Here is a 26,380-nt window from a genome sequence, read left to right on the forward strand (position 1 = left end):
GACCACCCCATCCTCATCGATCCCAGCAACCGGGGTCACGGTCGGGCGATCCCCAAGACAGCGACAGCAAGGTTAGAATACCCCGTGATGACACGCCCCCACGCCGAACCCGGACACCCCATGAAGTCACGTATCCAGCCCCTCGTCCTGATCGTCCTGCTGTGCCTGTACCCCGTGCTGGCGAGCGCCGCACCGCAGATCCCGGCACCGCCGCAGCTCGACGCCAAGGGCTATCTGTTGATCGACTTCAACACCGGCCAGGTGCTCGCCGACATCAATGCCGACGAGCGTCTGGAACCGGCCAGCCTGACCAAGATCATGACCGGCTACGTGGTCTTTCGCGAACTCGCCGAGGGCAACATCCGTCTCGACGATCAGGTGCTGGTCAGCGAGAAGGCGTGGCGCACCGGCGGCTCGCGGATGTTCATCGAGGTCGGCACCCAGGTCAGCGTCGAGGACCTCCTCAAGGGCATGATCATCCAGTCGGGCAACGATGCCAGCGTCGCCCTCGCCGAGCACGTCGCCGGCAGCGTCGAGGCCTTCGCCAACCTGATGAACGCCCATGCCCGTCGGCTGGGGATGACCAACAGTCACTTCACCAACCCCAACGGCCTGCCCGATCCCGATCTCTACACCACCGCGCGCGACATCGCCCGCGTCACCATGGCGATCATCCGCGAGTTCCCGCAGTACTACGCCTGGTACAGCAGCCGCGACTTCACCTACAACGACATCACCCAGCCCAACCGCAACCCGTTGCTGCGTCGCGACCCCTCGGCCGATGGCGTCAAGACCGGTTACACCCGCGCCGCCGGTTACTGTCTGGTCGGTTCGGCCAAGCGTGACGACCAGCGACTGGTCTCGGTGCTGATGGGCGCGCCCAGCCCCAATGCCCGCGCCACCTCCAGCCTGGCGCTGCTCAACTACGGCTTCCGCTTCTACGAGAGCCACCGTCTCTATCCGGCCGGTCAGCCGGTCGAGCACCTGCGGGTGTGGTACGGGGAGCAGGAGGTGCTGTCGGTGGGCCCGGCGACGGATGTGTTTGCGACCATCCCGCGCGGCGACTATGGTCAACTCAGCGCCCGTATCGAGCGCACCGCCGAGCTCACCGCCCCGATCGCCGTCGGCGCCCGCATCGGCGATCTGGTGGTCGACAACGCCGGGCGCGAACTGACGCGGGTCCCCCTGGTCGCGCTCGAGGCGGTGCCCGAGGGGGGCTTGGTGCGCAAGGCGAAGGACCATCTGCTGCGCATGTTCTGATGCCGGTCCGAGCCGGCGGAGCGAGCGCATGAACGAGCTCTATCTCAACGGTCGTTTCCTGCCGCCCGAGGCGGCGCAGGTCTCCGTGCTCGATCGCGGCTTCCTGTTCGGCGACGGCGTCTACGAGGTCGTGCCCAGCTACGGCGGTCACTTCCTCCGTCTCGACCAGCACCTGGCGCGGCTCGGGCGCAGTCTCGCGGCGATCGGGCTCGATGACCCGCTCGGACCCGAGGGTTGGCAACGGGTGGCGCGCCGGCTGGTCGGCGAGCCACCGGCCCCGGATCAGAGCCTTTATCTGCAGATCACCCGCGGGGCGGCGCCGACCCGCGATCACCGCTTCCCGACGGGGGTCAGGCCGACGGTCTTGGCGATGAGCACGCCGCTCGCCCCACGCGACCCGGCGATCGCCCGCGACGGCATCCGCTGCATCACCCGGCCCGACATCCGCTGGCAGCGCTGCGACATCAAGTCGACCTCGCTGCTCGGGGCGGTGCTGATGCGCCAGGAGGCGAGCGCGGCCGGTGCCGACGAGACCATCATGCTGCGCGACGGACGGGTCACCGAGGCCGCCGCGGCCAACGTCTTCGTGGTCCAGGGTCAGCGGCTGCTGACCCCGCCCTGCGATCACCGTCTGCTCGCCGGGATCACCCGCGAGCTGGCGCTGCGACTCGCCGAGAGCGGTGAGATCGCCTTCTCCGAACAACCGATCGAGGACGCCCGGCTGCGCACCGCCGACGAGATCTGGCTCGGCAGCTCGACGCGCGAGCTGGTGCCGGTCACCCGGCTCGACGACCAGCCGGTCGGCGACGGCCGACCGGGACCACTCTGGCGACGCATGGACGCCCTCTATCAGGACTACAAGTCACAGGTACGCAACGGTCATGTCCGATTCTGAAGAAACCCTGCTCGAATTCCCCTGCCGTTTCCCGATCAAGGCGATGGGCCGCGCCAGCGACGACTTCCAGACGCTGGTCGTCGACATCGTCGAACGTCATGCCCCCGGCGTCGAGGCCACGGCGATCAGCGCCCGCCCCAGCAACGGCGGCAAGTGGCTGGCGGTGACGGTCACCATCGAGGCGCACAGCAAGGCGCAGCTCGACGCCATCTATGCCGAGCTGACCGCGCACGAGCGCGTGGTCTGGGCACTGTGAGCGAGGCGGGGGAGGGAGCGCGACAGCAGACGCTGCTGATCCGCCGTCTGCCGGGGCTGCAGGACTATGCCGCGACCCTGGAGGCGATGCGTCGCTTCACCGACGCCCGCGACGAGGACTCGCTCGACGAGCTGTGGCTGCTCGAGCACCCGCCGGTGTTCACCCTCGGTCAGGCCGGACGCCGCGAGCACCTGCTCGCCACCGGCGACATTCCGGTGCTACAGGTCGATCGCGGCGGTCAGGTCACCTATCACGGCCCCGGCCAGCTGGTCGCCTATCTGCTGTTCGATCTGAGACGCGCCGGGATCGGCGTCAAGCGGCTGGTCAACATGCTCGAGCAGACGGTGATCGAGCTGTTGCGCGACTACGGCGTGGATGCCGAACGCCGCGACAACGCCCCCGGGGTCTATGTCGCGGGCGCCAAGATCGCCTCGCTCGGGCTGAGGGTGCGCAATGCACGTAGCTATCACGGGCTGGCGCTCAACGTCGCCATGGAGCTCGAACCCTTCGACCGGATCAATCCCTGCGGCTACACCGGGCTGGCGATGACCCAGCTCTCGGAGTTCGTCGCCGGGATCGGGGTGACCGATGTCGCCGGCCGGCTGGTCGACACCCTCGCCCGGGTGTTCGACCTGGAGCCGCGCTGGGCGCGCTGAACCGCCTCAGCAGCACTCGAGCTCGATACACTCGAGCAGGTGCAACCCGGCATCGTCGTGATGATGCTCGAACAGTTCGCGCAACACGTTGACCTGACTGCCGATCAGGTACAACCCATCCTGACCGCGCGCCTCGGTCTCGGCGAGCTTGGTCGCGACATAGTCGTGCAGCGGTGATGGGTTGGTGTTGTGCTCGATACAGGCGCGGATGCGCTCGATGCAGCCGTCGACCCGCGACTCACAGTCGATATCGACGAAACTCACATATCTGTCGTTGGTGTGCGTCGTCTCGCTCAAGGCCCTCTACCTCTGGTGATCGTTCAACCCGGGCCACGACCGCTCCCGCCGCCATGATCGCGCCGCAATCATGGACAGTGGCCCGCCGCGACGCAGGCGGACGGGAGCGGCCAGCCACCTGATCACTCATAAGGCAAAAATCGCGCCTTAACCCTCAACGCACCCCGCTCACCGGTCGCATCTCGCGATCGCAGGCCCCGCCGACCCGAGCGATGACGCCGTCTCCGTCGCGATCACAGTCACTCCCACGGTCGATCACCCGACAGCGGATCTCGAGCGGCTCGCCGGCATCGGCCCAGTGCGGAATCTTGCGATAGCGCCCGATGCTGTCGTCAAGCCGACAACCGGCGGGGATGCCATAGGGGCGACAGTCGCTCGGGGCTCGCAGGCTGACCTTGCGCCCGTCGACGACGAAGCCGGGATAGCGGTCCTCGACCCAGGTGCGATCGCGCGTCTCCAACTCGTCGAAACGAAACTGCTTGAAGCGATAACCGGTGCCGACCGTCTCGCCGACCTCGATGCGGGTGTTGGCGATCAGCGCGAAATCCTCCCCGCTGCGGGCGATCGCGCCGGACATGTACTCGACACGTGGGTGCTCGGGAAAGCACTTGCCCATCGCCGGGGCGTGATAGTAGTGACGCACCCGCTTGAGCTTGGCCAGATCGGTGCCGGGGAAGACCGCGCGCAGGTCGTCGTCGTCACCATAGAGGATGCGTTCGACGTCGCCGACGCTCTGCACGTACATCGCCTGCAGCTTGGCGAAGCGCGGCTCGTCGGCCAGGTCCGGGCGCAGATAGCAGGCGGTCAGGCCGGAGATCTGGGTGAGGAACTCGTCCCAGATGTTGTACTGCGAGACCTTGGAGGCGACCCCCTGGAAATCGCCGGGGAAGGTACAACCGATGTGTCGCGGGCACTGGCCGACGGCGCGATTACGGATGGTCAGCGCGACGATGTTGCGCTCACAGGCGCCATAGGCGTTGCAGCCGCGCGCATGATGGCCCTCGAACAGCGCGGTGCGCAGGGTGTAGTCGAGGTGCTTGGCGCGCGCCAGGGTGGTCAGCGGCAGCTCGCCGCGATGCCGGGCCAGATAATCCTCCCAGGCCCGCTCCAGGGCGCCGCGCCGTCCGCTCAGCCGGGCATTGGCGCGGGCGCACTCGGACGAGGCATGGAAGTCGCGGACGATGCGATCGAGCTGACTCGACGCGGCCGGGGACACCGTCCCCGGTCGACCATCGGGCGGCGGGGTGAAGAAGGGCGCCTTCTCCATGGCATAGAGCTGACGGACATCGATCACCCCGCGCACCCCGGCCTCACAGTGGTGGTTCTCCACCTCCAGCCCCTTGCGTCGCTCGATCGCCGCGAGGAAGCGCGCGCGCGCCTCGGGACCGGCACGACGGGGATCGACCACCACCTCGAACCCGACATAGGGCGTGCCCGAGGCATCGGTGAGCGGCGCGCCGTCGCGGATCACCAGACAGGGGATCAGCGAGGTGCCCTGGACGAGGGTGCCGATCGGCGCCCCGGGGTCGCCCGGGCGAAAGCGCTCGGCGCTGTAATAGGGCACCTCGACAGGGCCATTGAAGGCATAGAGGGTCATCACCGGGGTGGCGGGGATCCCGGCCCGCACCTGGACCGAGACGACGAGCAACGCGAGCGCGCCGAGCAGTTTACGCATGGGGTCGATTCCTGACAGAGGGTTCACCGGCCAAGCCTCACGGCCGATCCGGAATTACAGCATACCGGCCCGCTTGATGGCCAAATAGCGGTCGGCGAGCGCCGCCGGCAGCTGCCCCGGGAGCAGGTCGAGCACCAGGACCCCGCGTCGACGCAGCCGCGCGCAGCGCACCCGCCGCCGCTCGCGCCAGTCGCGCAGGGCATGGAAGCGCAGTGCATCCGACAGGTCGCGCAACGGCTGGTTCAACGCCCCGTCCAGCGAGCGCTCGCGCAGATCGGCGAGCAGCAACAGATGGTCGCGACCGAGCAGTCGTGCCGCCTGCTCCAGTCCTTCTTGATCCTCGTCGCGCCCGCAGGTGATCAACACCACCAGGGCACGGCGACGCAGCCGTTGTTGCAGCGTGGCGGCGGCGAGCAGTGGGTCGGCGGCCTCCAGCGTCGGCTGCAGGTCGTAGCAGTCATCGAGCAAGCGGCGCAGCGCCGGCTGCCCCTGGCGCGGGGGACACCAGCGACTCGTCCCGCCATAGCTCATCAGCCCCACCGCATCGCCCTGGCGCACCGCCAGCCCCGACACCAGCAACAGCGCGGCGAGCGCCGCATCGAGATGACCGAGCCCGTCCCCGAGATGGCGCATGTGCCGACCGCAATCGAGCAGGAACACCAGTTGCTGATCGCGCGACTCACGGTACTCGCGCGAGATCGGGCGCTGCGCGCGAGCGCTCGCCTTCCAGTCGATCTGGCGCAGCAGATCGCCGGCACGATAGTCGCGCAGCTGATGGAAGTCGCCGTCGCTGCCGCGTCGCTGGTGCGGGTGCACCCCGGCGCCGAGTCGCGCGTCCTGCGCCGCCAAGGCGATCCCGCGACGCAGCGCGGCGAGTGCCGGCACCACCCGCACCCGCTCCGACAAGACGAGCCGGCGACGACGGCGCCACAGCGCGAGCGACGAGTAGAGCGCCAGATCGACCCCGGTGAAGACGAAATCGCCCCGCCTCCCGGGTCGCAGCCGATAGTCCAGACGCGCCTCACCCAACGGCGACAGCAGCAGACTGGCGGGCAGCCCGGCGACCTCGAAGGCGGCCGGGTGCTGGTCATGCACCAGCAGCCGTAACCGCCGCCGCGCCGGCGAGCGCACCAGCAGCGCCACCGTGCACCACTCGCCCTGCGACAGGGTCCCCGGCAGCGTCCGCTCGACCTGCGGCACCGGCGTCCGCCACAGCGCCAGGACATCGCCCAGCACGATCACCGCGAGCAGCCCGCCATACCCCCACCACAGGGGGCCGGCACCCGGCCACCAGAGCGCCACCAGAGCGATCAGCGTCCAGCCGACGAACAACCAGGACAGGACAGGGGTCGGACGCATCCGTGACTCCGCAGGAAAACCATGGGCAACACGATAACCCAGAGTCGCGCGATTGAAACTCGGCCGCTTCGAGGTTCAGGCGGCCAGGCACCAGCTATCAGCCATCAGCCATCAGCCATCAGCCATCAGCGGCCAGTGGGTGTGCGTCCTCGACGACGGCGGCGCCTTCCGCCCTCCGCCTGCTGGCGACTGGCGGCTGGCGGCTGGCGGCTGGCGGCTGGCGACTGGCGACTGGCGACTGGCGACTGGCGACTGGCGACTGAACCCTACTTGCCGATACAGAAGCTGGAGAAGATGCGCCCGAGCAGGTCTTCAGAGGTGAAGCGGCCGGTGATCTCGCCGAGCGCGCGCTGGGCGAGGTGGAGTTCCTCGGCGACCAGCTCGGCGCCGACGCCCGCGGCCTGGGCGCGGGCCGCCGACTCCAGTGCGGCAAGGCCCTGGCGCAAGGCGTCGAGATGGCGACGACGGGCGGTGAAGGCCCCCTCGGGACGGGCACCGACCCCGGCGACCGCCTTGAGATGTTCGCGCAGCAACTCGAGCCCGCGCCCCTCGCGCAGCGACAGCGCGATCTCGGTGCCGTCCTCAGCCTCGTCGATACCCGGCTCAACGCCGGTCAGGTCGATCTTGTTGCGCAACCGGGTGACGCGCACCCCCTCGGGAAGGCTTGCGGCGGTCTCGGTGTCGGGTCCCTGGGTGGCGTCGTAGACCCACAGCACCAAATCGGCGCGCCCGAGCTGCTCGCGGGCACGGCGCACCCCCTCGCGCTCGACCGGGTCGTCGCTGTTGCGGATGCCGGCGGTGTCGATGATGCGCAGCGGCAGACCGTCGATCTGGATGTCGCTGTGCAACAGGTCGCGGGTGGTGCCGGGGATGTCGGTGACGATCGCGGTATCGGCCCCGGAGAGGGCGTTGAGCAGGCTCGACTTGCCGGCGTTGGGGGCGCCGGCGATGACCACCGAGAGCCCCTCGCGGATACGGCAGCCCTGGTGCGCCTCGCCGAGCACCGTGCGGGTCATGGCGATCAGCTCGGCGAGATCGGCGGCGATCCGCGACGCGTCGCCGGGATCGATCTCCTCCTCGCTGAAGTCGAGCGTGGCCTCGAGATAGGTACGCAGCCGCACCAGCCGCTCGACTAGTGCCTCGATCCGCCGCGAGAAGGCGCCCTGCAGGCTGTTGCCGGCAAGCCGGGCGGCGAGCGCGGAGGCGCTCTCGATGAGATCGGCGACGGCCTCGGCTTGGGCGAGATCGAGCTTGCCGTTGAGGAAGGCGCGTTCGGTGAACTCGCCGGGACGCGCGGGGCGGGCGCCGAGTTCGAGACAGCGCTGCAGCAGCAGATCCATCACCACCGGACCGCCGTGCCCCTGGAGTTCGAGCACGTCCTCGCCGGTGAAGGAGGCCGGGGCGACGAAGCGCAGCGCGATGCCGGCGTCGATGAAGCCGCCCGCGGCGTCGCGGAAGACGCCGAAATGGGCCTGACGGGGGGCGGGCAGGGCGCCGAGCAGGGCGCGGGCGATCGTGGCGACGCCCGCGCCGCTGACCCGGACGATGCCGACACCCCCGACGCCGGGCGGGGTGGCGACGGCGGCGATGGTGTCGGCACTCATCGGGCTAGCGCTTCTGCTTGGCCGTGCCAGCACCCTGCTCGATCTGACGGGTGATGTGCCACTGCTGGGCGATCGAGATGATGTTGTTGACCGTCCAGTAGAGCACCAGACCCGCCGGGAAGAAGGCGAAGAACACGGTGAAGACGAACGGCAGCGCCATCATGATCTTGGCCTGCATCGGGTCCGGCGGCGGCGGGTTGAGCTTCTGCTGCACGAACATCGACACGCCCATGATCAACGGCAGGACGTAGTAGGGATCGGGCGCCGAGAGGTTGTCGAGCCAGAGGATGAAGGGTGCGTGACGCATCTCGACGCTCTCGAGCAGCACCCAGTAGAGCGAGATGAACACCGGGATCTGCACCAGGATCGGCAGACAGCCGCCGAGCGGGTTGATCTTCTCGGTCTTGTAGAGCTCCATCATCGCCTGGTTGAGGCGCTGCTTGTCGTCGCCGTAGCGATCCTTGATGGCCTGCAGGCGCGGGGTGAGCTTGCGCATGTTGGCCATCGAGCGATAGCTGGTCTCGGAGAGCTTGAAGAAGGCCAGCTTGATCAGGATGGTGAGCACGATGATCGCCCAGCCCCAGTTGCCGACCAGCGCGTGGATCTTCTCCAGCACCCAGAAGATCGGCTGCGCGATCACCGTCAGCCAGCCGTAGTCGACTGCCAGCTCGAGCCCGGGGGCGATGGCGGCGAGGTCGTCCTGCAGCTTGGGACCGACGAACAGTCGGTTGTCGAAGCTGTGGGTGGCGCCGGCGGGGATGGTCACCGCCGGCGAGTACTTGCCGATGATGTAGCGCGAGTCACCGACGACCTTGGTATAGAAGGTCTCCTGGACCTGACGCGGCGGGATCCACGCGGCCATGAAGTAGTGCTGGATCATCGCGATCCAGCCATCGGTCACGCTGCGATCGAGCTTGTCGTCGCGCATGTCGTCGAAGGACACCTTCTTGTACTTCTCTTCGGGGCTGTAATAGACGCCGCCGGTGAAGGTGTGGACGAAGCTCGGCTCGTTGGGATCGTAGAAGTCGGTACGCTGGAGCTGGTTGTACTCACGCGCCACCAGCGCCGCATCGGTGGTGTTGGTCACCCGCTGCGCGGTGTCGATGACATAGCTGCCACGCTCGAAGGTGTAGACACGCTCGACGGCGACGCCGTTCTCGCCCTGCCAGCGCAGCACCACCTGGAGCTGGTCCTGGCCGTCCTCGAGACGGTACTCGGACTGCTCGGCGGTGAATTGCGCCTCGTGGGTCGGCAGCGTGCCGGCCTGCTGGCCGAGCAGCCCCGACTGGGCGATGAACATGTTCGGCGGCACCGGCTTCATCAGCCGGAACTTGTCCTCGGGGCGCTCGGGCACCACCGCATAGTCAAGCAACCAGGCGCTGGAGATGGATCCGCCCTGGGGCGAGATCTCGAGACGCAGTACGTCGGTCTCGACGACCACGGGCGCGGCGCCGGCGGCGCGCATCTCGGCGCCCATGACTCCGGGGGTGGCGGCATCCGGGGTGACGGCGACACTGGGCACGTCCGCCGGCGCCGAACCGGCCTCTCCGGGGAGCGCGCCTGCCGACTCGGTCATTGCGACCTGCGGCGACTGTGGCCGCCCGTAGTCTTGCATCCAGGCCTCGTAGATCAGGAACGAGACCGCGGCGAGGGCGAGAAACAGGATCAGGCGCACATTATCCATGAGTCGATGTCTGCCTTGCTGGGGGAACGGGATCGACGCCGCCGGGGTGCCAGGGGTGACAACGCAGCACACGGCGTACGGCGAGATAGCTGCCGTAGACCGGGCCGTGGCACTCGATGGCCTCGATGGCGTAATGGGAACAGGTCGGATAGAAGCGACAACGCGGTCCGAGAAGGGGACTCAGGACGTACTGGTACACGCGAATCAGACCGGTCAGGATTCGGCGCATGGTTGTTTCTTCCTGATGGTTGCCCAGGCACGCTCGAGATGGTCGAACAGTCGCCGATTGGGCAGCGTCGGTGCACCACGCGCGCACATGACCACGACATCCACCCCGGGGAGGGTGCGATGGTGGTTCCGGAAGCTTTCGCGGACGAGACGCTTGAGCCGGTTGCGGTCAACCGCGCGTCGCGCGCACTTCTTAGAGATTGCCAGCCCGAGTCGCGCACGCCCGCTCCCGTTGGGACGGAACAGGACGACGAAGCCCTGCTGTCCAGCGCGGACGGGATCGCTGAAGACGTGTCGATACTGCGTGGCGCACGTCAGCCTTCGCTCGCGCGGAAAGGCTTGCTCGGCGCGACCGGCGGAGCGCTCGGGGTTCAGAGCGCGAGACGCGCGCGGCCCTTGGCGCGACGGGCAGCAAGGACCTTGCGGCCGTTACGGGTGGCGCTACGCGCACGAAAGCCGTGGGTACGAGCGCGCTTCAGGCGGCTCGGTTGAAAAGTGCGCTTCATGGTCGGTACTCCAGGGAGTTTGGAATTGGCAGCACGGGGCGCATGGCACCCCTTTATAAAAGGCGCGAAAATTTAATCAATCTAGCGTGAAAAGTCAATCCCGTTTTCGTCTTAACCTGTGGATAAGTCGCGCCGAGAGCGCTAGACTCCGAGCGCACCGGAGTGGTTCGAGGTGCGCCTCGTCAACCAACTCCGCGACGAGGGTACCGCCTGAGAGCGGTACGGGTGCGGGCAACGAGACGAGGATCGGGATCAACTGTGGGTGTGTGGGAAAAATGCGTCAAGCAGCTGAAGGGAGAATTGACCTCGGCCGAGTACAACACCTGGATCCTGCCGCTCCAGGCGCGCATCGACGCCGATGTGCTGCGTTTATTCGCGCCCAACCGTTTCGTGCTCGACTGGACCCGTCAGCACTATGAGCCGCGACTGCTCGAACTGTGTGCGCTGCACAGCGAGGGGCAGGTCTCGCGGATCACCTTCAGCGTCGGCGGCATCGACCAGAGCGTCGCCACGCCCGACCCCACGCCGGCACCGAACCGCCCCCGCGCCAGCGCCCCGGCGGTGGCGACGGCGAGCGGTGACGACCGTGACCGCCAGCTCAGCGCCAACCTCAACCCCGACTTCACCTTCGACAGCTTCGTCGAGGGCAAGTCCAACCAGCTCGCCCGCGCCGCCTCCTTCCAGGTCGGCCAGAATCCGGGGGCAGCCTACAATCCGCTGTTCATCTATGGAGGAGTAGGGCTGGGCAAGACCCACCTGATGCACGCGGTGGGCAACATGGTGCTCGCCTCCAACCCCAGTGCCCGGGTCGCCTATCTGCACTCGGAGCGCTTCGTCGCCGAGATGATCAAGGCGCTACAACACAACCGCATCGACGAGTTCAAGCGCACCTATCGCTCGGTCAACGCGCTGCTGATCGACGACGTCCAGTTCTTCGCCGGCAAGGAACGCTCGCAGGAGGAGTTCTTCCACACCTTCAACGCGCTGTTCGAATCTCGTCAACAGATCGTGTTATCCAGCGATCGTTTCCCCAAGGAAGTGGTCGGACTCGAGGAGCGGCTGCGTTCACGTTTCGGTTGGGGGCTGACGGTTTCGATCGAGCCACCGGACCTCGAGACCAGCGTCGCCATCCTCCACAGCAAGGCCAGTCTGCTCGGCATCGACCTGCCCGAGGACGTCGCCTTCTTCGTCGGCCGCCGGATCCGCTCGAACATCCGCGAGCTCGAGGGCGCGCTGCGCCGGCTGGTGGCCAACGCCCAGTTCACCGGCAAGCCGATCACCCTCGACTTCGCCAAGCACGCGCTGCGCGACATGCTCGCGGCGCAGGACAAGCAGGTCAGCATCGAGAACATCCAGAAGACCGTGGCCGAGTACTTCAAGCTACGGGCTTCGGACATGCTCTCGGCCAAGCGCAGTCGCTCGATCGCCCGACCGCGCCAGATCGCCATGGCCCTGGCCAAGGACCTGACCAAGCATAGCCTCCCCGAGATCGGCAACGCCTTCGGCGGGCGCGATCACACCACCGTGCTGCACGCCACGCGCAAGATCAAGAGCCTGCGCGAGAGCGACGCCGGGGTCGAGGAGGACTACAGGAATCTGCTGCGAATCCTGACCTCCTGAGTCGCGCACAGGTCCAGGGTCGCGCCGGTCGGTGGTCGTATCCATCACATACGACACCGCAACCGCCCATTCACGATTTTTAGGAGACATTCATGGAATTCGTCGTTAACCGCGAGATCTTGTTGCCGGCGCTGGGGAAGGTGATCGGTGTCGTCGAACGCCGTCAGACGCTGCCGATCCTCGGCAACTTCCGCCTGGCGGCGCGCGAGGGCGAGCTCACCATCCTCGGCACCGACCTCGAGGTCGAGGTCCAGACCCGCTGCGAGGCGGCGGTCCAGGAAGTCGGCGAGACCACGGTCCCGGCACGCAAGCTGGTCGACATCTGTCGCAACCTCGGCGAGGGCACCGACATCCGCTTCCGTATCAGCGACGAGCGCTGCGTGGTCACCGCCGGGCGCGGACGCTTCTCGCTCGGCGTGCTGCCGGCGGTCGACTTCCCGGTGATGGAACAGGAACAGGGCGGGGTCGAGTTCGGACTCGACGAGGCCGGTTTCAAGCGGGTGCTGGAGAAGACCGCCTTCGCCATGGCCCAGCAGGACGTGCGCTATTATCTCAACGGTCTGTTGATCGAGTTCGACGCCAATGGGCTGACCGCGGTGGCCACCGACGGTCATCGACTGGCCAAGTTCAACACCGATCTCGGGGTCGCGGCGGTCGATGGTCGCCAGGTCATCCTGCCGAGCAAGACGGTGCTCGAACTGCGCCGCCAGCTCGGCAACTCCAACGACCCGGTCTCGGTGAGCCTGGGCGAGAAGAGCATCCGTCTGGTGATCGGCGACATGATGATGACCTCGAAGCTCGTCGACGGTCGCTACCCCGACTACGAGCGGGTCATCCCCCAGCAGCTCGCCAAGTCGGCGGTGATCGACAAGGAGCCGCTCAAGCGCGCGCTCTCGCGCACCGCCATCCTCTCCAACGAGAAGTATCGCGGCGTGCGTCTGGGCTTCGACAACGGGCTGCTCAAGCTCCAGGCCCACAACCCGGAGCAGGAGGAGGCCGAGGAGGAGGTCGAGATCGAGTACCAGGGCGAGTTCACCGCGATCGGCTTCAACGTCTCCTATCTCACCGACCTGCTCGGCGTGCTCGATGGCAACGAGGTCGAGGTCAGCTTCCAGGACGGCAACAGCAGTTCGGTGTGGCGGGGCAGGGGCGCGGAGGCCGAGACCTACGTGGTGATGCCGATGCGCCTCTAGTCGCACCCCGGAGAGATGTCCGCGCCCACCCCCGTCTGCCCGCTGCGCACGCTGCGGGTGGTCCATCTGCGTCGCTGTCGTGAGGTCGCGCTGGAGACCGCCGCCCCCGTGGTGGTGATCACCGGCGGCAACGGCGCGGGCAAGACCACGCTGCTCGAGGCGGTCTATCTGCTCGCCCGCGGGCGCAGCTTCCGCGGCCGCAAGGCCGGTCCGATGACCACCCGCGGCGAGCGCGGCACCCTGGTCGAAGGGCGTTGCGAGGCCGATGCACCGGACGGACGTCTACTGCGTTATCGGCGCGATCATCATGGTCGCGAGCACAGCCTCGACGGTCTGCCCTGGCCGCCAGCGGGTGACCAACGTCCGCTGCGCATCAAGCTGATCGGTGAGAACGCCCAGTCGCTGCTCGAAGGCGACCCGGCACTGCGCCGAACCTTTCTCGACTGGAACCTGTTCCACGTGGAACCTCGACTCGGCGCGCTCAGACGAGAACTCTCCCGGGTCCAGCAACAACGCAACGCCGTGCTGCGACGCGGTGGTGGGCGAGAACTCGCGGTCTGGGATCGGGCGCTGAGCGAGCTGGGCGAGCGTATCGACCATCAGCGTCAGACGTTCTTCACACGCTGGCGGACACGCTTCCACGAACTCGCCGCGACCTTCCCCTTCCTCGATGCCTCGGATCTGGTGTTCGCTCGGGGCTGGTCGGCGCAACAGTCGCTGGCCGAGGCCATCGTCACCGCGCGGCGCGCAGAACTCAGCCGAGGGCATACCCTGATCGGTCCCGGACGAGCCGAATTCCAGCTGGAGCGCGACGGCGCCCGGCTCGCGCTCTCGCGCGGCCAGGCCAAGGTCGTGGTCTGTCTGTTGCAGCTCGCCGCCGAGCAGGTCCATCGCGATCAGGGGCTGGCGCCGGCACTCTGGCTGCTCGACGACATCGAGGCCGAACTCGACGCCCATACCCTGGAGCGACTCTGGGGGCTGATCGGCCAGCGCGACGGTCAGTGCATCCTCACCCGGGTCGCGACCGCCCCGGACCCAGGCCCTTGCACCCGTCCCAACGCGACCCGGGTGTTTCACGTGGAACACGGGGCTGTAGGCTCGAGCGCCGAGCATTGATCTGATGCGCCTGTTCCACGTGGAACGGGGGCTCGCCGAACGGTTCCCGACTCGGACCTCGGGCACCGCTTGTTGCACGTGAAACCATCGGCGCACAAGGCAGAAGGCTGAACAGGGTGTTCCACGTGAAACCCAATCCAGGCCACAGGCCCGACGATCGTTGTACGACGCCCAAGCAGGGCGGCATCCCGTATAATCAGGGGATGAGACGACCGCCCTGGACCCTCGCAGCGCGCGTAGTGTGTCGGCATCGGCCGCTCACCGTCGACGCGGGGCACGCCCCCCGTCCCGTGCAGGCCCTCGCCCACCGGGGCCGCGCCAGGTCATGACGCCCGGAGGCCTGCACGGAGGACGCCCTGTGCGTTTCAGCACGACGCCCCAGAACACGACGCTCGGCTCGAACACCGAACCGCGTATCCCTCGATCCTTTGCCCTTTGCCCCCCGGGCATCGAACGACAGGATCTCACTCATCGCCCGAAGCAGATCACATGACGTACGATTCCTCCAACATCAAGGTACTCCGCGGATTGGACGCTGTCCGCAAGCGTCCGGGTATGTACATCGGCGACACCGACGACGGCACCGGTCTTCACCACATGGTGTTCGAGGTGGTCGACAACTCCATCGACGAGGCACTCGCCGGTCATTGCTCGAGCATCAGCGTAACCCTGCATGCCGACGGCTCGGTCTCGGTATTCGATGACGGACGCGGCATCCCCGTCGACATCCACGAGGAAGAGCAGCGCTCGGCCGCCGAGGTCATCCTCACCGTGCTCCACGCCGGCGGCAAGTTCGACGACAACTCCTACAAGGTCTCCGGCGGCCTGCACGGGGTCGGCGTCTCGGTGGTCAACGCGCTCTCCGAGTGGCTCAAGCTGCGTATCCAGCGCGGCGGGCACATCTATGAGCAGGAGTACCGCATGGGCGAGCCCGTGTATCCGCTCAAGCGCGTCGGCGACACCGAGCAGACCGGCACCGAAATCCGCTTTCAGCCCTCGCCCGAGATCTTCACCAGCCTCGATTTCCACTACGACATCATGGCTCGTCGGCTGCGCGAACTCTCCTTCCTCAACTCGGGAGTGCGCATCACCCTCAGCGAGGAGGCGACGGGGCGCAGCGACCACTTCGAGTACCAGGGTGGCATCCGCGCCTTCGTCGAGCACCTCAACAGCAACAAGGAGCCGATCCACCCGACGGTGATGCACTTCAGCGCCGAGCGCCAGGACATCTCCGTCGAACTGGCGATCCAGTGGAACAGTGGGTATCAGGAGACCATCTTCTGCTACACCAACACCATCCCGCAGCGCGACGGCGGCACCCACCTCGCGGGGCTGCGCGCCGCGCTCACCCGCACCCTCAACAGCTATATCGAGCAAGAGGCGCTGGACCGCAGCCAGAAGGTGCGCGCCATCGGCGACGACGCTCGCGAGGGTCTCACCGCGGTGCTTTCGGTCAAGGTACCGGACCCCAAGTTCTCCTCGCAGACCAAGGACAAGCTGGTCTCCTCGGAGGTCAAGTCGGTGGTCGAGTCGCTGGTTGCCGAGCAGCTCAGCATCTTCCTCGAGGAGACCCCGAACGAGGCCAAGTCGATCGCCAACAAGATGCTCGAGGCGGCGCGCGCGCGTGACGCCGCGCGCAAGGCGCGCGAGATGACCCGACGCAAGGGCGTGCTCGACATCGCCGGGCTTCCCGGCAAGCTCGCCGACTGTCAGGAGAAGGACCCGGCACTCTCCGAGCTCTATCTGGTCGAGGGCGACTCGGCCGGCGGCTCGGCCAAGCAGGGGCGCGATCGCAGCTTCCAGGCGATCCTCCCGCTCAAGGGCAAGATCCTCAATGTCGAGAAGGCGCGGTTCGACAAGATGCTCTCCTCGGCCGAGGTCGGCACCCTGATCACCGCGCTCGGCTGCGGCATCGGACGCGAGGAGTACAACCCCGACAACCTGCGCTATCACCGCATCATCATCATGACCGACGCCGACGTCGACGGCGCCCACATCCGCACCCTGTTGCTCACCTTCTTCTACCGGCAGATGCCCGAGCTGGTCGAGCGCGGCCACATCTATATCGCCCAGCCGCCACTGTTCAAGATCAAGAAGGGCAAACAGGAGGAGTATCTGCTCGACGAGCCGGCGCTCAACAATGCCATGCTGCAGACCGCGCTCGACGGCGCCGAGCTGCACGTCTCGCCCGACGCCATGGCACTGGCGAACACCGCGCTGGAGGCCCTGGCGCGTGACTATCAGGTCTTCGTCGGCATCGTCAAACGGCTCGCCGCACGCTATGACGCGGCCTTCCTCGAGGAGCTCACCCGGCTGCCCGCGCTCGAGACCGCGACCTTCACAGACCCCGAGGCCTTCGCGCAGTGGCACCAGCGTCTCGAGTCCGGGCTCAACCGTGAGCAGTCGCCCTCGCTGCACTACCGCGTCAACCATGTCGCCGCCACCGAGGAGCGCGCCGCGGGGCTGGAGGTGGTGAGACTGATCCACGGCATTCCCGACACCCGCTTCGTGCCGCTGGAGTTCTTCCAAACCGCCGACTACAAGCGCCTGGTCGACTACGGCGCCAAGGTCGACGGCCTGCTCGAACCGGGCGCCTACATGGCCCGTGGCGAGCGCCGCCGCGAGATCAGCTCGCTCGGCGAAGGCGTTCGCTGGCTGCTCGCCGAGGCCCAGCGCGGCTACAGCATCCAGCGCTACAAGGGTCTCGGCGAGATGAACCCGGAGCAGCTGTGGGAGACCACCATGAACCCGGAGGGTCGGCGTCTGCTCCAGGTCTCGATCGAGGATGCGGTCGCCGCCGATCGCATCTTCACCACCCTGATGGGCGATCAGGTCGAGCCGCGCCGTCAGTTCATCGAGCACAATGCGCTCAACGTCGAGAACCTCGACGTCTAGAACCCGGTTGCCGAAGGCGTCGCCCTGAAGCGGCGTCCTCGGCGCCGGGATCGCTCAACACCCAGGCACCCAGGGTGCCTGGTGACGCATCGACAAGAGAATCAGGCAGGCCCAACCATGCAATGGGAAACCGTCATCGGTCTCGAGATCCACACCCAGCTCGCGACCCAATCCAAGATCTTTTCCGCGGCACCGACGGCCTTCGGCGCCGAACCCAACACCCAGGCATGCGCCATCGATCTCGGACTGCCCGGGGTGCTGCCCGTGCTCAACGCCGAGGTCGTGCGCCTGGCGGTCCGTTTCGGCACCGCGATCGGCGCCGAGATCGCCCCGCGTTCGGTGTTCGCGCGCAAGAACTACTTCTACCCGGACCTGCCCAAGGGCTATCAGATCAGCCAGTACGAGCTGCCGATCGTCGGTCGCGGCCAGGTCGAGATCGTGCTCGATGACGGCAGCGTGAAGACCATCGGCGTGACCCGCGCGCACCTCGAGGAGGACGCCGGCAAGTCGCTCCACGACGACAGCCTGCTCGGTGGCGGCTACACCGGTGTCGACCTCAACCGCGCCGGCACCCCGCTGCTGGAGATCGTCTCCGAGCCCGACATGCGCTCGCCGGAGGAGGCGGTCGCCTACGCGCGCAAGATTCACCAGCTGGTGCGTTACATCGGCATCAGCGACGGCAACATGCAGGAGGGCTCGTTCCGCGTCGACGCCAACGTCTCGGTACGCCCGCTCGGCAGCGACACCTTCGGCACCCGCACCGAGATCAAGAACGTCAACTCCTTCCGCTTCCTCGAACGCGCCATCGCCTTCGAGGTCGAGCGCCAGATCGACCTGCTCGAGGATGGCGGCAGCGTGATCCAGGAGACCCGGCTCTACGACGCGGCCAACGACGAGACCCGCTCGATGCGCACCAAGGAGGAGGCCAACGACTACCGTTACTTCCCCGACCCCGACCTGTTGCCGGTCGAGATCGACGCCACCTTCATCGAGCGCGTCGCTGCCGATCTGCCCGAACTCCCGGACGCCAAGCGTGCCCGTTTCCGTGACGACTTCGGGCTCTCCGAGTACGACGCCAACCTGCTCGCGGGCAGCCGCGCGCTGGCCGACTACTTCGAGGCCGCGGCACGCGCCAGCGGCGAGCCCAAGCTCGCCGCCAACTGGGTCAGCGGCGAGCTGATGGCCGCGCTCAACAAGGCGGGACTGGAGATCGAGGCATCACCGGTGAGCGCCGAGGGACTCGCCGGGCTGATCGCCCGGATCAAGGACGGCACCATCTCGGGCAAGATCGCCAAGCAGGTGTTCGAGGCGATGTGGCAGGGCGAGGGCGATGCCGATCAGGTGATCGAACAGAAGGGGCTCAAGCAGATCACCGACACGGGGGCGATCGAGTCGATGATCGACGGGATCATCGCCGCCAACCCCGCACAGGTCGAGCAGTACCGGGCCGGCAAGGACAAGGTGTTCGGCTTCTTCGTCGGTCAGGTGATGAAGGCCAGCGCCGGCAAGGCCAACCCCCAGCAGGTCAACGCCATCCTCAAGGACAAGCTGAAACCTTGACCTGACCGGTCGCGGCATCACGCCTGCCACCCTGTGGCGGGCGTGATGTCGGCGAACCTCAGGGCGTGAACTTGTAGCGCGCCTCGCTCACCCGCCCCTGGGCATAGACCTGACGCCCCTGGGGCAACACCCAGGCCATCTCGTACTGCGCCGGGATCAGCATCCCGCCATGCTCGCGATACTCCCAGAAACGCATCTCCCAGGGGGTCTCGATCCGGGTGCCACCGACCCGTCGCTCACGCGCCGGCGCCCGCACCGAGCGCACCATCCCGCCATCATCGAAGGTGAACACCACCTCGACGCCGACGCCGTCGTCCTCCAGGGTCGCACGGGCATGCCGGTCGTCGATTGCCTCCCAGGTCACCCCCTGACTCGGCAGCAACCGGGTCGGATACCACACCGCCTCGGCAAAAAAACGGCTGAGTTCGCTCCTCGCGCCGGCCTCATCCTCGCGCGAGCGTACCAACGGGATCAGGCCGAACAGCTTGTAGCGGGCCACTCCGACCCCGGCGAGCAGGCCCTGATGGGCGAACAGCCCGAGCCCGGGCAGCCAGCGCAGCCGCGCATCCCACAACCAACCGGGACGGGCGACGAAGACCCGCTGACGGGCACGGAAGGGGACCCAGCGGGTGCGGGCGCGACCGAGATCGATCTTGCCCTCCTGGGCGATCTCGGCGGCGGCCACCAGCGGCTGTCGCGCACTCAACACGGCATGGAAATAGGCCTGCACCGGCTCCGGCAGCCCCTGCAGCTCATCGCGCTCGAAGGTGCGCGGCGTCACCGCACGCCTGGCCGCCTCGAGCCGCTCGACCAGCGCCACGGTCACGCTCTGCCAACGCGTGACCCCGAGCAGAATGATCACCGCCGGCACCATGATCAGCGCGAACAGCACGAAAAATAGCGTATTCAACAACATGTCCGTTCCTGATTGCAGATAAGAGGAACGTCACACGCCAGTGCCCGCAGGCTTCCCCGGGACCAAGATCCGGCGCGCGACTCACGAACCGACCCTCCAGGTCGCGATACATAATCGCGCACCCATAGCGCCAACCGCCAGGATACTGAACCACAAAGACACGAAGGGCGCGAAGAGGGAAAGAGCCGCTAGCCTCCAGCAGCCAGTGGCGTTTTTGCACGCACCCCTATGATCTCAAGGCGAGCCACTCGTCGCGCCGTCGAATGAACGAAATTGCAACACACCAGTCACCAAAGCTCAGCCTTCGGCCACTCGCGGCTGAAAGTCTACAGGGCGCAATTCGTCAAATCCTTCGTGTCCTTTGTGTCTTGGCGGTTCGATCGCGGGCAGGTACTCAATACCGATACGCCGACTCGATACGCCCGCGGGTGAGGACGCCGTAGACGTGCTCGATCCCCGGGGCCAGGGGACGCTGGACATAGAGCGCCTCGACCCCGCGGGCATTGAGCTGTTCGATCGCCTCCTGGAGGGTCGCTTGGAGATGGATGGGGGCCAGCTCGAAACGCTCGGCGGGGATCTCCAGCAGATCGATCTCGACCGTCTCCGGGGTACGCGCAAGCTCGCTGGCAACCGCCAGTCCGGGCATCAACACGCTGGGAGCACCGTCCTGGTCGACGATGATCCAATCCGGCGCATCGGCGACCAGACGTTCGGCCTTGGCGCGATCGAGCAGCCGTTGCTGGCGCACGAAGCCGGTGTTCATCACGCTCGCCACGCCGCTCCTGCGCAATATCGCGATCACCGGGTTGGCGCGATAATCGAGCCCCTTGGCGCGCAGCAGGGTCAGGAACATCGAGTCCTTGCCGAACAGCTGGCGACAGGTCAGCGCCGCGATCACGATCGCCAGCATCCCCGGCATCATCACCCCGGGGTTGTGGCTGAGTTCGACGATGGCGGTGAGCGCGGCCAACGGCGCCTGCAGGCTCGCCCCCATCATCGCCCCCATGCCGAGCAGGGTGTAGAAGGTGACATGGGCGGGATCGAGCGGGACGAAGAACGCACTGATCACCGCGGTGAGATTGCCGACGATCGCCCCCATGAACAGCGCCGGACCGATGTTGCCCCCGGGGATCCCGAGCCCGACGCTGAGCGCGGTGGCGGCGAGCTTGGCGACGAGCAGCACCACCAGAAAGCCCCAGGCGGCCTGACCGGTGAGCAGCGTCTGCTGGGTGTCATAACCGAGCCCCATCACCTCAGGGACCAGGACACCGATGAGCCCGGCGGCAAGGCCCGCAACCAGGTAGCGACGCACCCCACCGAGACGCCCGGCAAGCCGCGCCGCGCCCTGCAACGACTGGATATAGGCCGCCGCGACCGCGCCGGCAAGCACCCCCAGCAACAGCACCGGCAGCAGATCGGCGAGCGAGCCGAGCACGAAGGGCGGGAGCAGCAACACCGGAGCGCTGCCGAAGACGGCCACGGCGACGGCATTGGCGCTCACCGCCGCCAGGGTGACCGGGATGAAACCGCCGATGCTGTAGGGCAGCGCCAGCACCTCCAGGGCAAAGATCACCCCGGCCAGCGGGGTGTTGAAGGAGGCGGCGATCCCGGCGGCGGTCCCGCAGGCGGCCATGGTGCGGATGCTGTTGTTGGGCAGGGAGAAGAGCTGGCCGAGCAGACTGCCGCTGGCCGCGCCGAGATGGACGTGTGGCCCCTCGCGCCCCACCGAGTGGCCGCTGACGATGGCGATGGCCGCACCGACGAACTGCAGCACGAAGCCGCGCAGGGTCAGATAGCCCTGGTGATACTCCATGCGCTCCATCACCCGGGCCACGCCGAGCACCTGGATACCCTGAGCAAAGCGCAGGAAGATCACCCCGATGACCAGCGCCCCGGCGAGCGGCAACAACAACCGTACCCAGATGGCGAGCGCCTCGTAGTTCTCGCCATGCTCGGGCAGCCAGGCCGCCTGGGCACCCTCGACCACGAGCCGGAAACCGACGATCACCGCACCGGCCAACAGCCCGGTCAACAACCCGATGGCGGCGTGCCACACCAGCGCCTCCGGGCGCGACAGACGCAGCCGGAGCCACTCCAGCGAGGGATGGAACCAAGTCGGCAACGGGCTAGGACGACGCATGCGCCGCATTCTTGCCGCCACCGCCGGGCATGGCAAGGTATCAATCGCCAGCGACCAGCGACCAGCGACCAGCGACCAGCGACCAGCCGCCAGCCGCCAGCCGCCAGCCGCCAGCCGCCAGCCGCCAGCCGCCAGCCGCCAGCCGCCAGCCGCCAGGAAGTTTGAACCGCAAAGCCGCAAAGGGTGCGAAGGGTGCGAAGGGATTCAAGCTGCCAGCGATCAGCGGTCAGCCGCCAGTGGAGGGACGCCCTCGACGATAGCGCGCTCCATTCACTGTCGGCCACCGGTTGGCGTGCATTTCCAACCAACACTCGAAGACAGACAGCCACTGGCAGCTGGAGGCTGATCGCTGGAAGCTCTTTCCTTCTTCGCGCCCTTTGCGGCTTTGCGGTTCAATCCCCTGGTCGCTGGTCGCTGGTCGCTGGTCGCTGACGGCTGATCGCTGGAAGTGTTTGGCAATCCCCCGAGGAGCGGGTATCTTGCCGCTGTCATGGAGACCCTCGTGCGCGCAACCGCCCTGAGCCGCCGCTTCGGACGCCATCAGGCGCTCTCCGAGGTGGAGCTGACGCTCGATACCGGTCAGGTGCTCGGTCTGCTCGGCCCCAATGGGGCCGGCAAGAGTACCTGCCTGCGGCTGCTCGCCGGCGTGCTCGCACCGAGCAGCGGCCGGGTCGAGATCCTCGGCGCCGATCTCGCCCGTCAGCCACGCCTGGCCAGGCGCCGGATCGGTTACCTTCCCGAACGCCCGCCGCTCCACCCCGAGCTGCGGGTGGACGAATATCTGCGCTTCTGTGCACGACTGCGTGGCATCCCAGGTGCGCGCATCAACGCAAGCCTGGACGCGGCCAAGCATCGCTGCGGACTCGACCGGGCGGGTCGCCAGCTCGTCGGCACCCTGTCCAAGGGCTATCAGCAGCGCCTGGGGATCGCCCAGGCGATCATCCACCGCCCCCGGGTCCTTATCCTCGACGAGCCGACCGAGGGACTCGACCCTTACCAGATCCGCGCGCTGCGCGCACTGATCCGCGATCTCGCGCACGAGTGCGGCATCATCCTCTCGAGCCACATCCTCCCCGAGGTCCAAGCGGTGTGCGACCGGGTGATGATCCTGCACCAGGGCCGGGTTCGCTATGACGGCTATCCCGCCGCCGACCACAATCCGCATCTGTGGCGGATCCGGCTCGGCGACCCGGAGCAGGGTGAGCGGTTGCACGCGCTCGACTCGCTCGATCAGGTGAGTCCACTCGCCGAGGCCCGCTACCGGGTCGTGCTCAAGGATGGCGCGAGCGCCGCCGACCTGGCCCGCGAGCTGGTCGCCGCCGGGGTCGATCTGCACGAACTCCACCCCGAGCGCAGCGATCTCGAACGCGTCTTCTTCGACCTCACCGGCGCGGAGGAGTCGACATGATCCGTACCCTGTTCACCCGTGAGCTGCTCGGCGGCGCCGTCACCCCCTTGCCCTGGGTACTGCTCGGCGGCGCCCAGATCGTGCTCGCCTGGATCTTCCTCCAGGTGCTCGAGGAGGTCGCCGGACTCGACGCGGCGACCCGTCAGCACAGTCTGACCCTGGAGCTGACCCTCAACCTGTTCGGCTTCACCGCGGTGATCCTGATGTTCGCCGCGCCGCTGATGGGCGCGCGGATGCTCAGCGCGGAGCTGCGCGACGGGCGCTTCGCGCTGCTCGCCAGCGCGCCGATCGGCAGTGGCGAGATCGTGCTCGGCAAGTATCTCGGGCTGTGGGCACTGCTCAGCCCGCTGTGTCTGCTGCCGGCACTCAACCTGCTGCTCCTCGTCGGTGCCGCGCCGCTCGACGCGGGACAGATCGCCGCCGCCACCCTGGGGCTGTGGCTCGTCGCCGGGCTGTTCGCGGCGGTGGCCATCCACGCCTCGACGCTGAGCACCCAGCCGACGAGCGCGACCCTGGCCGCCTTCGCCGTGCTGCTGCTGCTCTCGGTCATCGGTCGCGCCGAGCAGTTCGTCGACGGCTCACTGTCACTGTTCGGTTGGCTGACCTGGAACGAGCACCTCTTCTGGTTCCTGCTCGGTGCCGTCCGACTCAGCGATCTCGCCTATTTCGCCCTGTTCAGCGCGGTCTTCCTCGCGCTCGCCCAGCGCCGCCTCGACAACCGACGGCTCGCCTGATGTCGCCACTGCATCGTATCCACGCCCTGCTCAAACGACTCGATCGCCCGCTCGCCGATGGCGTCTTCCTCGCGCTGCTGCTCGCCGTGGCGATCGCCGCCGGCTGGCTGAGCGCACGTCACGATCGCTACTGGGACTGGACCTCGAGTGGCGACAACAGCCTCTCGGTCGAGACTCTGCAGCTGCTCGCCGAACTCGATCAGCCGCCGCGCATCACCGTCTTCGCCGACCCCGACGGGCTGCTCGGCAAGTCGATCAGACGTTTTCTCACCCGCTATCAACAGGCGCTCCCCGGCATGCGGGTCGAGTTCGTCGACCCGCGCCGCTTCCCCGAGCGCGCGCGTAACGCCCAGGTCCGGGTCGATGGCCAGTTGCTGGTCGAGTATCGCGGCCGACGCGAGACCCTGGAGCGGCTCGACGAGCATGATCTCAGCGCCGCCATCGCCCGACTGCTGGAGGATCGGCGGCCCTGGGTCGCGGTGATCGAGGGGCACGGCGAGCGCGACATCGATGGCGAGGCCGCCACCGATCTCGGTCGGCTCGGGCGCGAACTCGAGGCCCAGGGCTTTCTCGCCCGTCCACTGGACCTGGCGCTGGTCAGCGACGTGCCGGTCAACACCCACCTGGTGGTCCTCAGCCAGCCCGAGATCGCGCTCTTCCCCGGCGAGGTCGAGCGACTGATCGACTATCTCGATCGTGGCGGCAACCTGCTGTGGCTGCTCGACCCCGGCCCGCTCAACGGCCTCGAGCCACTGCTCGAACGGCTCGGACTGCACCCGCTGCCCGGGGTGGTGCTCGACCCCGAGAGCCTGGAGCAGGGCGCCGACACCCCGACCCTCGCACAGGGAACCGCCACCCCCCACCCGCTGACCGCCCAGCTGTCGCAGTCGGTGCTGCTCCCCGGGGCACGCGTCTTCGCCCCCGAGAGCGCCGCGGGCTGGACACTCGCACAGCCACTGCTCAGCGGCCCGCGCAGCTGGAACGAGGTCGGACGCATCGAGCCCGGGAGCTACCGCGACGAGGTCGTCGGCGAGTTGGCCGGTCCTCAGGCGCTCCTGCTCGCGTTGACCCGCGCGAGCACCGAGGGCGACCGCCACCAGCGCATTGCGGTGGTCGGTGACGGTGACTTCATGAGCAACGCCTGGATCAACCGCGAGGGCAACCGGGCGCTCGCCTTCGCCTTGATCGACTGGCTCAGTGGCGCGCGCATGCACCCGTTGCCGTCACCGGCGCCCGGACATCCGCCACTCGAACTCGACGACGAGCGTCGCCTGCTGCTCGGCCTGGGCAGCCTGGGGGTGATCCCCGGACTGCTGCTCGCCATCTGGCTGCTGATCCAGTGGCGGCGCGGGAGGGTACGATGAATCGACGCTGGCGGATCAATCTGGTCCTGGCGATACTCCTGCTCGGACTCGCACTGGCGATCCGTGATGAGCTGCACCAGCACCATGCGCGCCCGCTGCTGGCGACGATCGAACCGACACAGATCCAGCGCATCGGTCTCGAGCGCGATGGCGAGCCGCCGCTCGAGTTCATGCGCGCCGGCGCGGGCTGGGAGCTGCGCGCGCCCTTCCGCGCACCGGCCGACGTCGAGCGCATCGAACGCCTGCTCGGGGTGCTCGCGACACCGGTGCAACAGAGCTTCCCGGTCAGCGGGCTCGAACTCGCTCCCCTGGGGCTGTCGCCCCCTCGGGTGCAGCTGCGGGTCGATGCCCGAGCGTTCGCCTTCGGCGCCACCGATCCGCTCCAGCAGCATCGCTATGTCGCCGCCGGGGACCTGGTACACCTGATCGACGATCGCGCCTACCACCTGCTGATCGCGCCGCTGCGCGACTATGTCTCGACGCGCCCGCTGCCGGCCGACTTCGTCCCGGTGCAGGGCACACTCGAGGGTATCGGGCTGACCCCGGAGTCGCTCGCCGCGCTGCCCGCGCTCAGCGCCGAGCGGGTCGAGCACGACCCCGAGCCACCACACGGCACCGCCCTCAGTCTGCGCGCCGAGGACGGTCGGATGCTGCGCTTCCGTCTCTCCGAGGATCAGCGCAGCTGGCGACGACTCGATCAGCCGTTGCGCTATCTGCTGGCCACGGCGCCCAGGCTCGCGACCGATCCGGCGCTGGCGACCTTGCCCGAACCGATGGCGCCACCAGCCCCCATCGGCGCCGATCCCTTCGCCCCGGAGAGCGGCGCGATGGACGAGCCGGTGCTGCCGAGCGATGCCCTGCTCGGACCGCCACCGGAGGTCCGCCTCGGCCCCGAACGCCCCAGCCCCGAGGCCGGCTTCGGCGCCGAGCCCTACAAGCGTCCGCCCCAGGGCTTCGGCCAGGACCCCTTCGCCCCGGATCCGCCCTGACGATGACGACTGTCACGGCCGATCG

The 26,380-nt window shown here is 67.7% G+C and carries 23 protein-coding genes; 13 read left to right on the forward strand and 10 right to left on the reverse strand.

Translation table 11 applies throughout. The features are described 5' to 3' along the window. The first annotated feature begins 120 nt into the window (after positions 1 to 120). The 4 genes from ACAM26_RS03115 to lipB are packed head-to-tail and all read left to right on the forward strand — an operon-like array spanning position 121 to position 3,067. Complete coding sequence (locus ACAM26_RS03115; protein WP_123142193.1) at positions 121 to 1,260, forward strand: D-alanyl-D-alanine carboxypeptidase family protein; 1,140 nt, start codon at positions 121 to 123, stop codon at positions 1,258 to 1,260. A gap of 28 nt (positions 1,261 to 1,288) precedes the next feature. Next, complete coding sequence (locus ACAM26_RS03120; protein ID WP_123142192.1) at positions 1,289 to 2,155, forward strand: D-amino acid aminotransferase; 867 nt, start codon at positions 1,289 to 1,291, stop codon at positions 2,153 to 2,155. Beyond that, positions 2,142 to 2,411, forward strand: a complete 270-nt coding sequence (locus ACAM26_RS03125; RefSeq protein WP_123139089.1) for a YbeD family protein — start codon at positions 2,142 to 2,144, stop codon at positions 2,409 to 2,411. The genes ACAM26_RS03120 and ACAM26_RS03125 overlap by 14 nt, the downstream gene beginning before the upstream one ends. Continuing rightward, a complete protein-coding gene (gene lipB, locus ACAM26_RS03130; protein WP_123139090.1) occupies positions 2,408 to 3,067 on the forward strand; it encodes a lipoyl(octanoyl) transferase LipB in 660 nt (219 codons plus the stop codon). The genes ACAM26_RS03125 and lipB overlap by 4 nt, the downstream gene beginning before the upstream one ends. A 6-nt stretch (positions 3,068 to 3,073) precedes the next feature. Here lipB and cowN read toward each other — a convergent pair whose 3' ends face one another. The 8 genes from cowN to rpmH form a co-directional block, all read right to left on the reverse strand. After that, positions 3,074 to 3,364, reverse strand: coding sequence for a N(2)-fixation sustaining protein CowN (gene cowN / locus ACAM26_RS03135; protein ID WP_123139091.1), 291 nt, complete (start codon positions 3,362 to 3,364; stop codon positions 3,074 to 3,076). A gap of 154 nt (positions 3,365 to 3,518) precedes the next feature. Continuing rightward, positions 3,519 to 5,039: a hypothetical protein gene (locus ACAM26_RS03140; protein ID WP_369613104.1), complete on the reverse strand. Its 1,521-nt coding sequence runs from the start codon at positions 5,037 to 5,039 to the stop codon at positions 3,519 to 3,521. A 54-nt stretch (positions 5,040 to 5,093) separates the two neighbouring features. Beyond that, positions 5,094 to 6,398, reverse strand: coding sequence for a DUF58 domain-containing protein (locus ACAM26_RS03145; RefSeq protein WP_123142190.1), 1,305 nt, complete (start codon positions 6,396 to 6,398; stop codon positions 5,094 to 5,096). A 266-nt stretch (positions 6,399 to 6,664) separates the two neighbouring features. Next, a complete protein-coding gene (gene mnmE, locus ACAM26_RS03150; RefSeq protein WP_369613105.1) occupies positions 6,665 to 8,002 on the reverse strand; it encodes a tRNA uridine-5-carboxymethylaminomethyl(34) synthesis GTPase MnmE in 1,338 nt (445 codons plus the stop codon). Between the two features lie 4 nt (positions 8,003 to 8,006). Then, the gene (gene yidC, locus ACAM26_RS03155; protein ID WP_123139095.1) at positions 8,007 to 9,686 is read right to left on the reverse strand and encodes a membrane protein insertase YidC; all 1,680 of its coding nucleotides are present in this window, start codon (positions 9,684 to 9,686) and stop codon (positions 8,007 to 8,009) included. Further along, positions 9,679 to 9,915 carry a membrane protein insertion efficiency factor YidD gene (gene yidD / locus ACAM26_RS03160; protein ID WP_005222249.1) on the reverse strand — a complete coding sequence of 79 codons (237 nt, stop codon included), beginning with the start codon at positions 9,913 to 9,915 and terminating at the stop codon, positions 9,679 to 9,681. Before yidD ends, yidC begins: the two co-directional genes overlap by 8 nt. Next, the gene (gene rnpA / locus ACAM26_RS03165) at positions 9,900 to 10,289 is read right to left on the reverse strand and encodes a ribonuclease P protein component (RefSeq protein WP_123139096.1); all 390 of its coding nucleotides are present in this window, start codon (positions 10,287 to 10,289) and stop codon (positions 9,900 to 9,902) included. The genes yidD and rnpA overlap by 16 nt, the downstream gene beginning before the upstream one ends. Then, on the reverse strand, positions 10,286 to 10,420 hold the full coding sequence (gene rpmH, locus ACAM26_RS03170; protein WP_005222248.1) for a 50S ribosomal protein L34: 135 nt from the start codon (positions 10,418 to 10,420) through the stop codon (positions 10,286 to 10,288). The genes rnpA and rpmH overlap by 4 nt, the downstream gene beginning before the upstream one ends. Before the next feature lie 258 nt (positions 10,421 to 10,678). Here rpmH and dnaA point away from each other — a divergent pair, with 258 nt between their 5' ends. The 5 genes from dnaA (at position 10,679) to gatB (ending at position 18,804) form a co-directional block, all read left to right on the forward strand. Beyond that, positions 10,679 to 12,040, forward strand: a complete 1,362-nt coding sequence (dnaA, locus tag ACAM26_RS03175) for a chromosomal replication initiator protein DnaA (protein WP_123139097.1) — start codon at positions 10,679 to 10,681, stop codon at positions 12,038 to 12,040. A gap of 92 nt (positions 12,041 to 12,132) precedes the next feature. After that, entirely contained in the window at positions 12,133 to 13,233 is a 1,101-nt protein-coding gene (dnaN, locus tag ACAM26_RS03180) for a DNA polymerase III subunit beta (protein ID WP_123142188.1), read from the forward strand. A gap of 15 nt (positions 13,234 to 13,248) precedes the next feature. Further along, on the forward strand, positions 13,249 to 14,349 hold the full coding sequence (locus ACAM26_RS03185; protein WP_369613106.1) for a DNA replication/repair protein RecF: 1,101 nt from the start codon (positions 13,249 to 13,251) through the stop codon (positions 14,347 to 14,349). A 489-nt stretch (positions 14,350 to 14,838) separates the two neighbouring features. After that, entirely contained in the window at positions 14,839 to 17,244 is a 2,406-nt protein-coding gene (gyrB, locus tag ACAM26_RS03190) for a DNA topoisomerase (ATP-hydrolyzing) subunit B (protein ID WP_123139100.1), read from the forward strand. Between the two features lie 117 nt (positions 17,245 to 17,361). After that, positions 17,362 to 18,804 carry an Asp-tRNA(Asn)/Glu-tRNA(Gln) amidotransferase subunit GatB gene (gene gatB, locus ACAM26_RS03195; protein WP_123139101.1) on the forward strand — a complete coding sequence of 481 codons (1,443 nt, stop codon included), beginning with the start codon at positions 17,362 to 17,364 and terminating at the stop codon, positions 18,802 to 18,804. A 58-nt stretch (positions 18,805 to 18,862) separates the two neighbouring features. On the opposite strand, the gene ACAM26_RS03200 is transcribed toward gatB, so the two are convergent. Both ACAM26_RS03200 and ACAM26_RS03205 read right to left on the reverse strand, forming a co-directional pair. After that, positions 18,863 to 19,720, reverse strand: a complete 858-nt coding sequence (locus ACAM26_RS03200) for a DUF6544 family protein (protein WP_148040511.1) — start codon at positions 19,718 to 19,720, stop codon at positions 18,863 to 18,865. Between the two features lie 394 nt (positions 19,721 to 20,114). Further along, entirely contained in the window at positions 20,115 to 21,860 is a 1,746-nt protein-coding gene (locus ACAM26_RS03205) for a chloride channel protein (RefSeq protein WP_369613107.1), read from the reverse strand. A 502-nt stretch (positions 21,861 to 22,362) separates the two neighbouring features. Between ACAM26_RS03205 and ACAM26_RS03210 the strand changes: the two genes are divergently transcribed. Genes ACAM26_RS03210 through ACAM26_RS03225 form a run of 4 tightly spaced genes read left to right on the forward strand, consistent with a single transcriptional unit; the run spans position 22,363 to position 26,355 of the window. Then, positions 22,363 to 23,268, forward strand: a complete 906-nt coding sequence (locus ACAM26_RS03210; protein ID WP_123139331.1) for an ABC transporter ATP-binding protein — start codon at positions 22,363 to 22,365, stop codon at positions 23,266 to 23,268. Continuing rightward, complete coding sequence (locus ACAM26_RS03215; RefSeq protein WP_123139104.1) at positions 23,265 to 24,002, forward strand: ABC transporter permease; 738 nt, start codon at positions 23,265 to 23,267, stop codon at positions 24,000 to 24,002. The genes ACAM26_RS03210 and ACAM26_RS03215 overlap by 4 nt, the downstream gene beginning before the upstream one ends. Then, a complete protein-coding gene (locus ACAM26_RS03220; protein ID WP_132228259.1) occupies positions 24,002 to 25,366 on the forward strand; it encodes a GldG family protein in 1,365 nt (454 codons plus the stop codon). The genes ACAM26_RS03215 and ACAM26_RS03220 overlap by 1 nt, the downstream gene beginning before the upstream one ends. Then, on the forward strand, positions 25,363 to 26,355 hold the full coding sequence (locus tag ACAM26_RS03225) for a hypothetical protein (protein ID WP_123139106.1): 993 nt from the start codon (positions 25,363 to 25,365) through the stop codon (positions 26,353 to 26,355). The genes ACAM26_RS03220 and ACAM26_RS03225 overlap by 4 nt, the downstream gene beginning before the upstream one ends. The last annotated feature ends 25 nt before the right edge of the window (positions 26,356 to 26,380 follow it).

Source organism: Marichromatium sp. PS1, assembly GCF_041155115.1.
Taxonomy (GTDB): domain Bacteria; phylum Pseudomonadota; class Gammaproteobacteria; order Chromatiales; family Chromatiaceae; genus Marichromatium; species Marichromatium gracile.

Coding starts and splice junctions, on each gene's coding strand:
- ACAM26_RS03115 (WP_123142193.1), top strand. CDS start 121: ATGAAGTCACGTATCCAGCCCCTCGTCCTGATCGTCCTGCTGTGCCTG.
- ACAM26_RS03120 (WP_123142192.1), top strand. CDS start 1,289: ATGAACGAGCTCTATCTCAACGGTCGTTTCCTGCCGCCCGAGGCGGCG.
- ACAM26_RS03125 (WP_123139089.1), top strand. CDS start 2,142: ATGTCCGATTCTGAAGAAACCCTGCTCGAATTCCCCTGCCGTTTCCCG.
- ACAM26_RS03140 (WP_369613104.1), bottom strand. CDS start 5,039: ATGCGTAAACTGCTCGGCGCGCTCGCGTTGCTCGTCGTCTCGGTCCAG.
- ACAM26_RS03145 (WP_123142190.1), bottom strand. CDS start 6,398: ATGCGTCCGACCCCTGTCCTGTCCTGGTTGTTCGTCGGCTGGACGCTG.
- mnmE (WP_369613105.1), bottom strand. CDS start 8,002: ATGAGTGCCGACACCATCGCCGCCGTCGCCACCCCGCCCGGCGTCGGG.
- yidC (WP_123139095.1), bottom strand. CDS start 9,686: ATGGATAATGTGCGCCTGATCCTGTTTCTCGCCCTCGCCGCGGTCTCG.
- yidD (WP_005222249.1), bottom strand. CDS start 9,915: ATGCGCCGAATCCTGACCGGTCTGATTCGCGTGTACCAGTACGTCCTG.
- rpmH (WP_005222248.1), bottom strand. CDS start 10,420: ATGAAGCGCACTTTTCAACCGAGCCGCCTGAAGCGCGCTCGTACCCAC.
- dnaN (WP_123142188.1), top strand. CDS start 12,133: ATGGAATTCGTCGTTAACCGCGAGATCTTGTTGCCGGCGCTGGGGAAG.
- ACAM26_RS03185 (WP_369613106.1), top strand. CDS start 13,249: ATGTCCGCGCCCACCCCCGTCTGCCCGCTGCGCACGCTGCGGGTGGTC.
- gyrB (WP_123139100.1), top strand. CDS start 14,839: ATGACGTACGATTCCTCCAACATCAAGGTACTCCGCGGATTGGACGCT.
- gatB (WP_123139101.1), top strand. CDS start 17,362: ATGCAATGGGAAACCGTCATCGGTCTCGAGATCCACACCCAGCTCGCG.
- ACAM26_RS03200 (WP_148040511.1), bottom strand. CDS start 19,720: ATGTTGTTGAATACGCTATTTTTCGTGCTGTTCGCGCTGATCATGGTG.
- ACAM26_RS03205 (WP_369613107.1), bottom strand. CDS start 21,860: ATGCGTCGTCCTAGCCCGTTGCCGACTTGGTTCCATCCCTCGCTGGAG.
- ACAM26_RS03215 (WP_123139104.1), top strand. CDS start 23,265: ATGATCCGTACCCTGTTCACCCGTGAGCTGCTCGGCGGCGCCGTCACC.
- ACAM26_RS03220 (WP_132228259.1), top strand. CDS start 24,002: ATGTCGCCACTGCATCGTATCCACGCCCTGCTCAAACGACTCGATCGC.
- ACAM26_RS03225 (WP_123139106.1), top strand. CDS start 25,363: ATGAATCGACGCTGGCGGATCAATCTGGTCCTGGCGATACTCCTGCTC.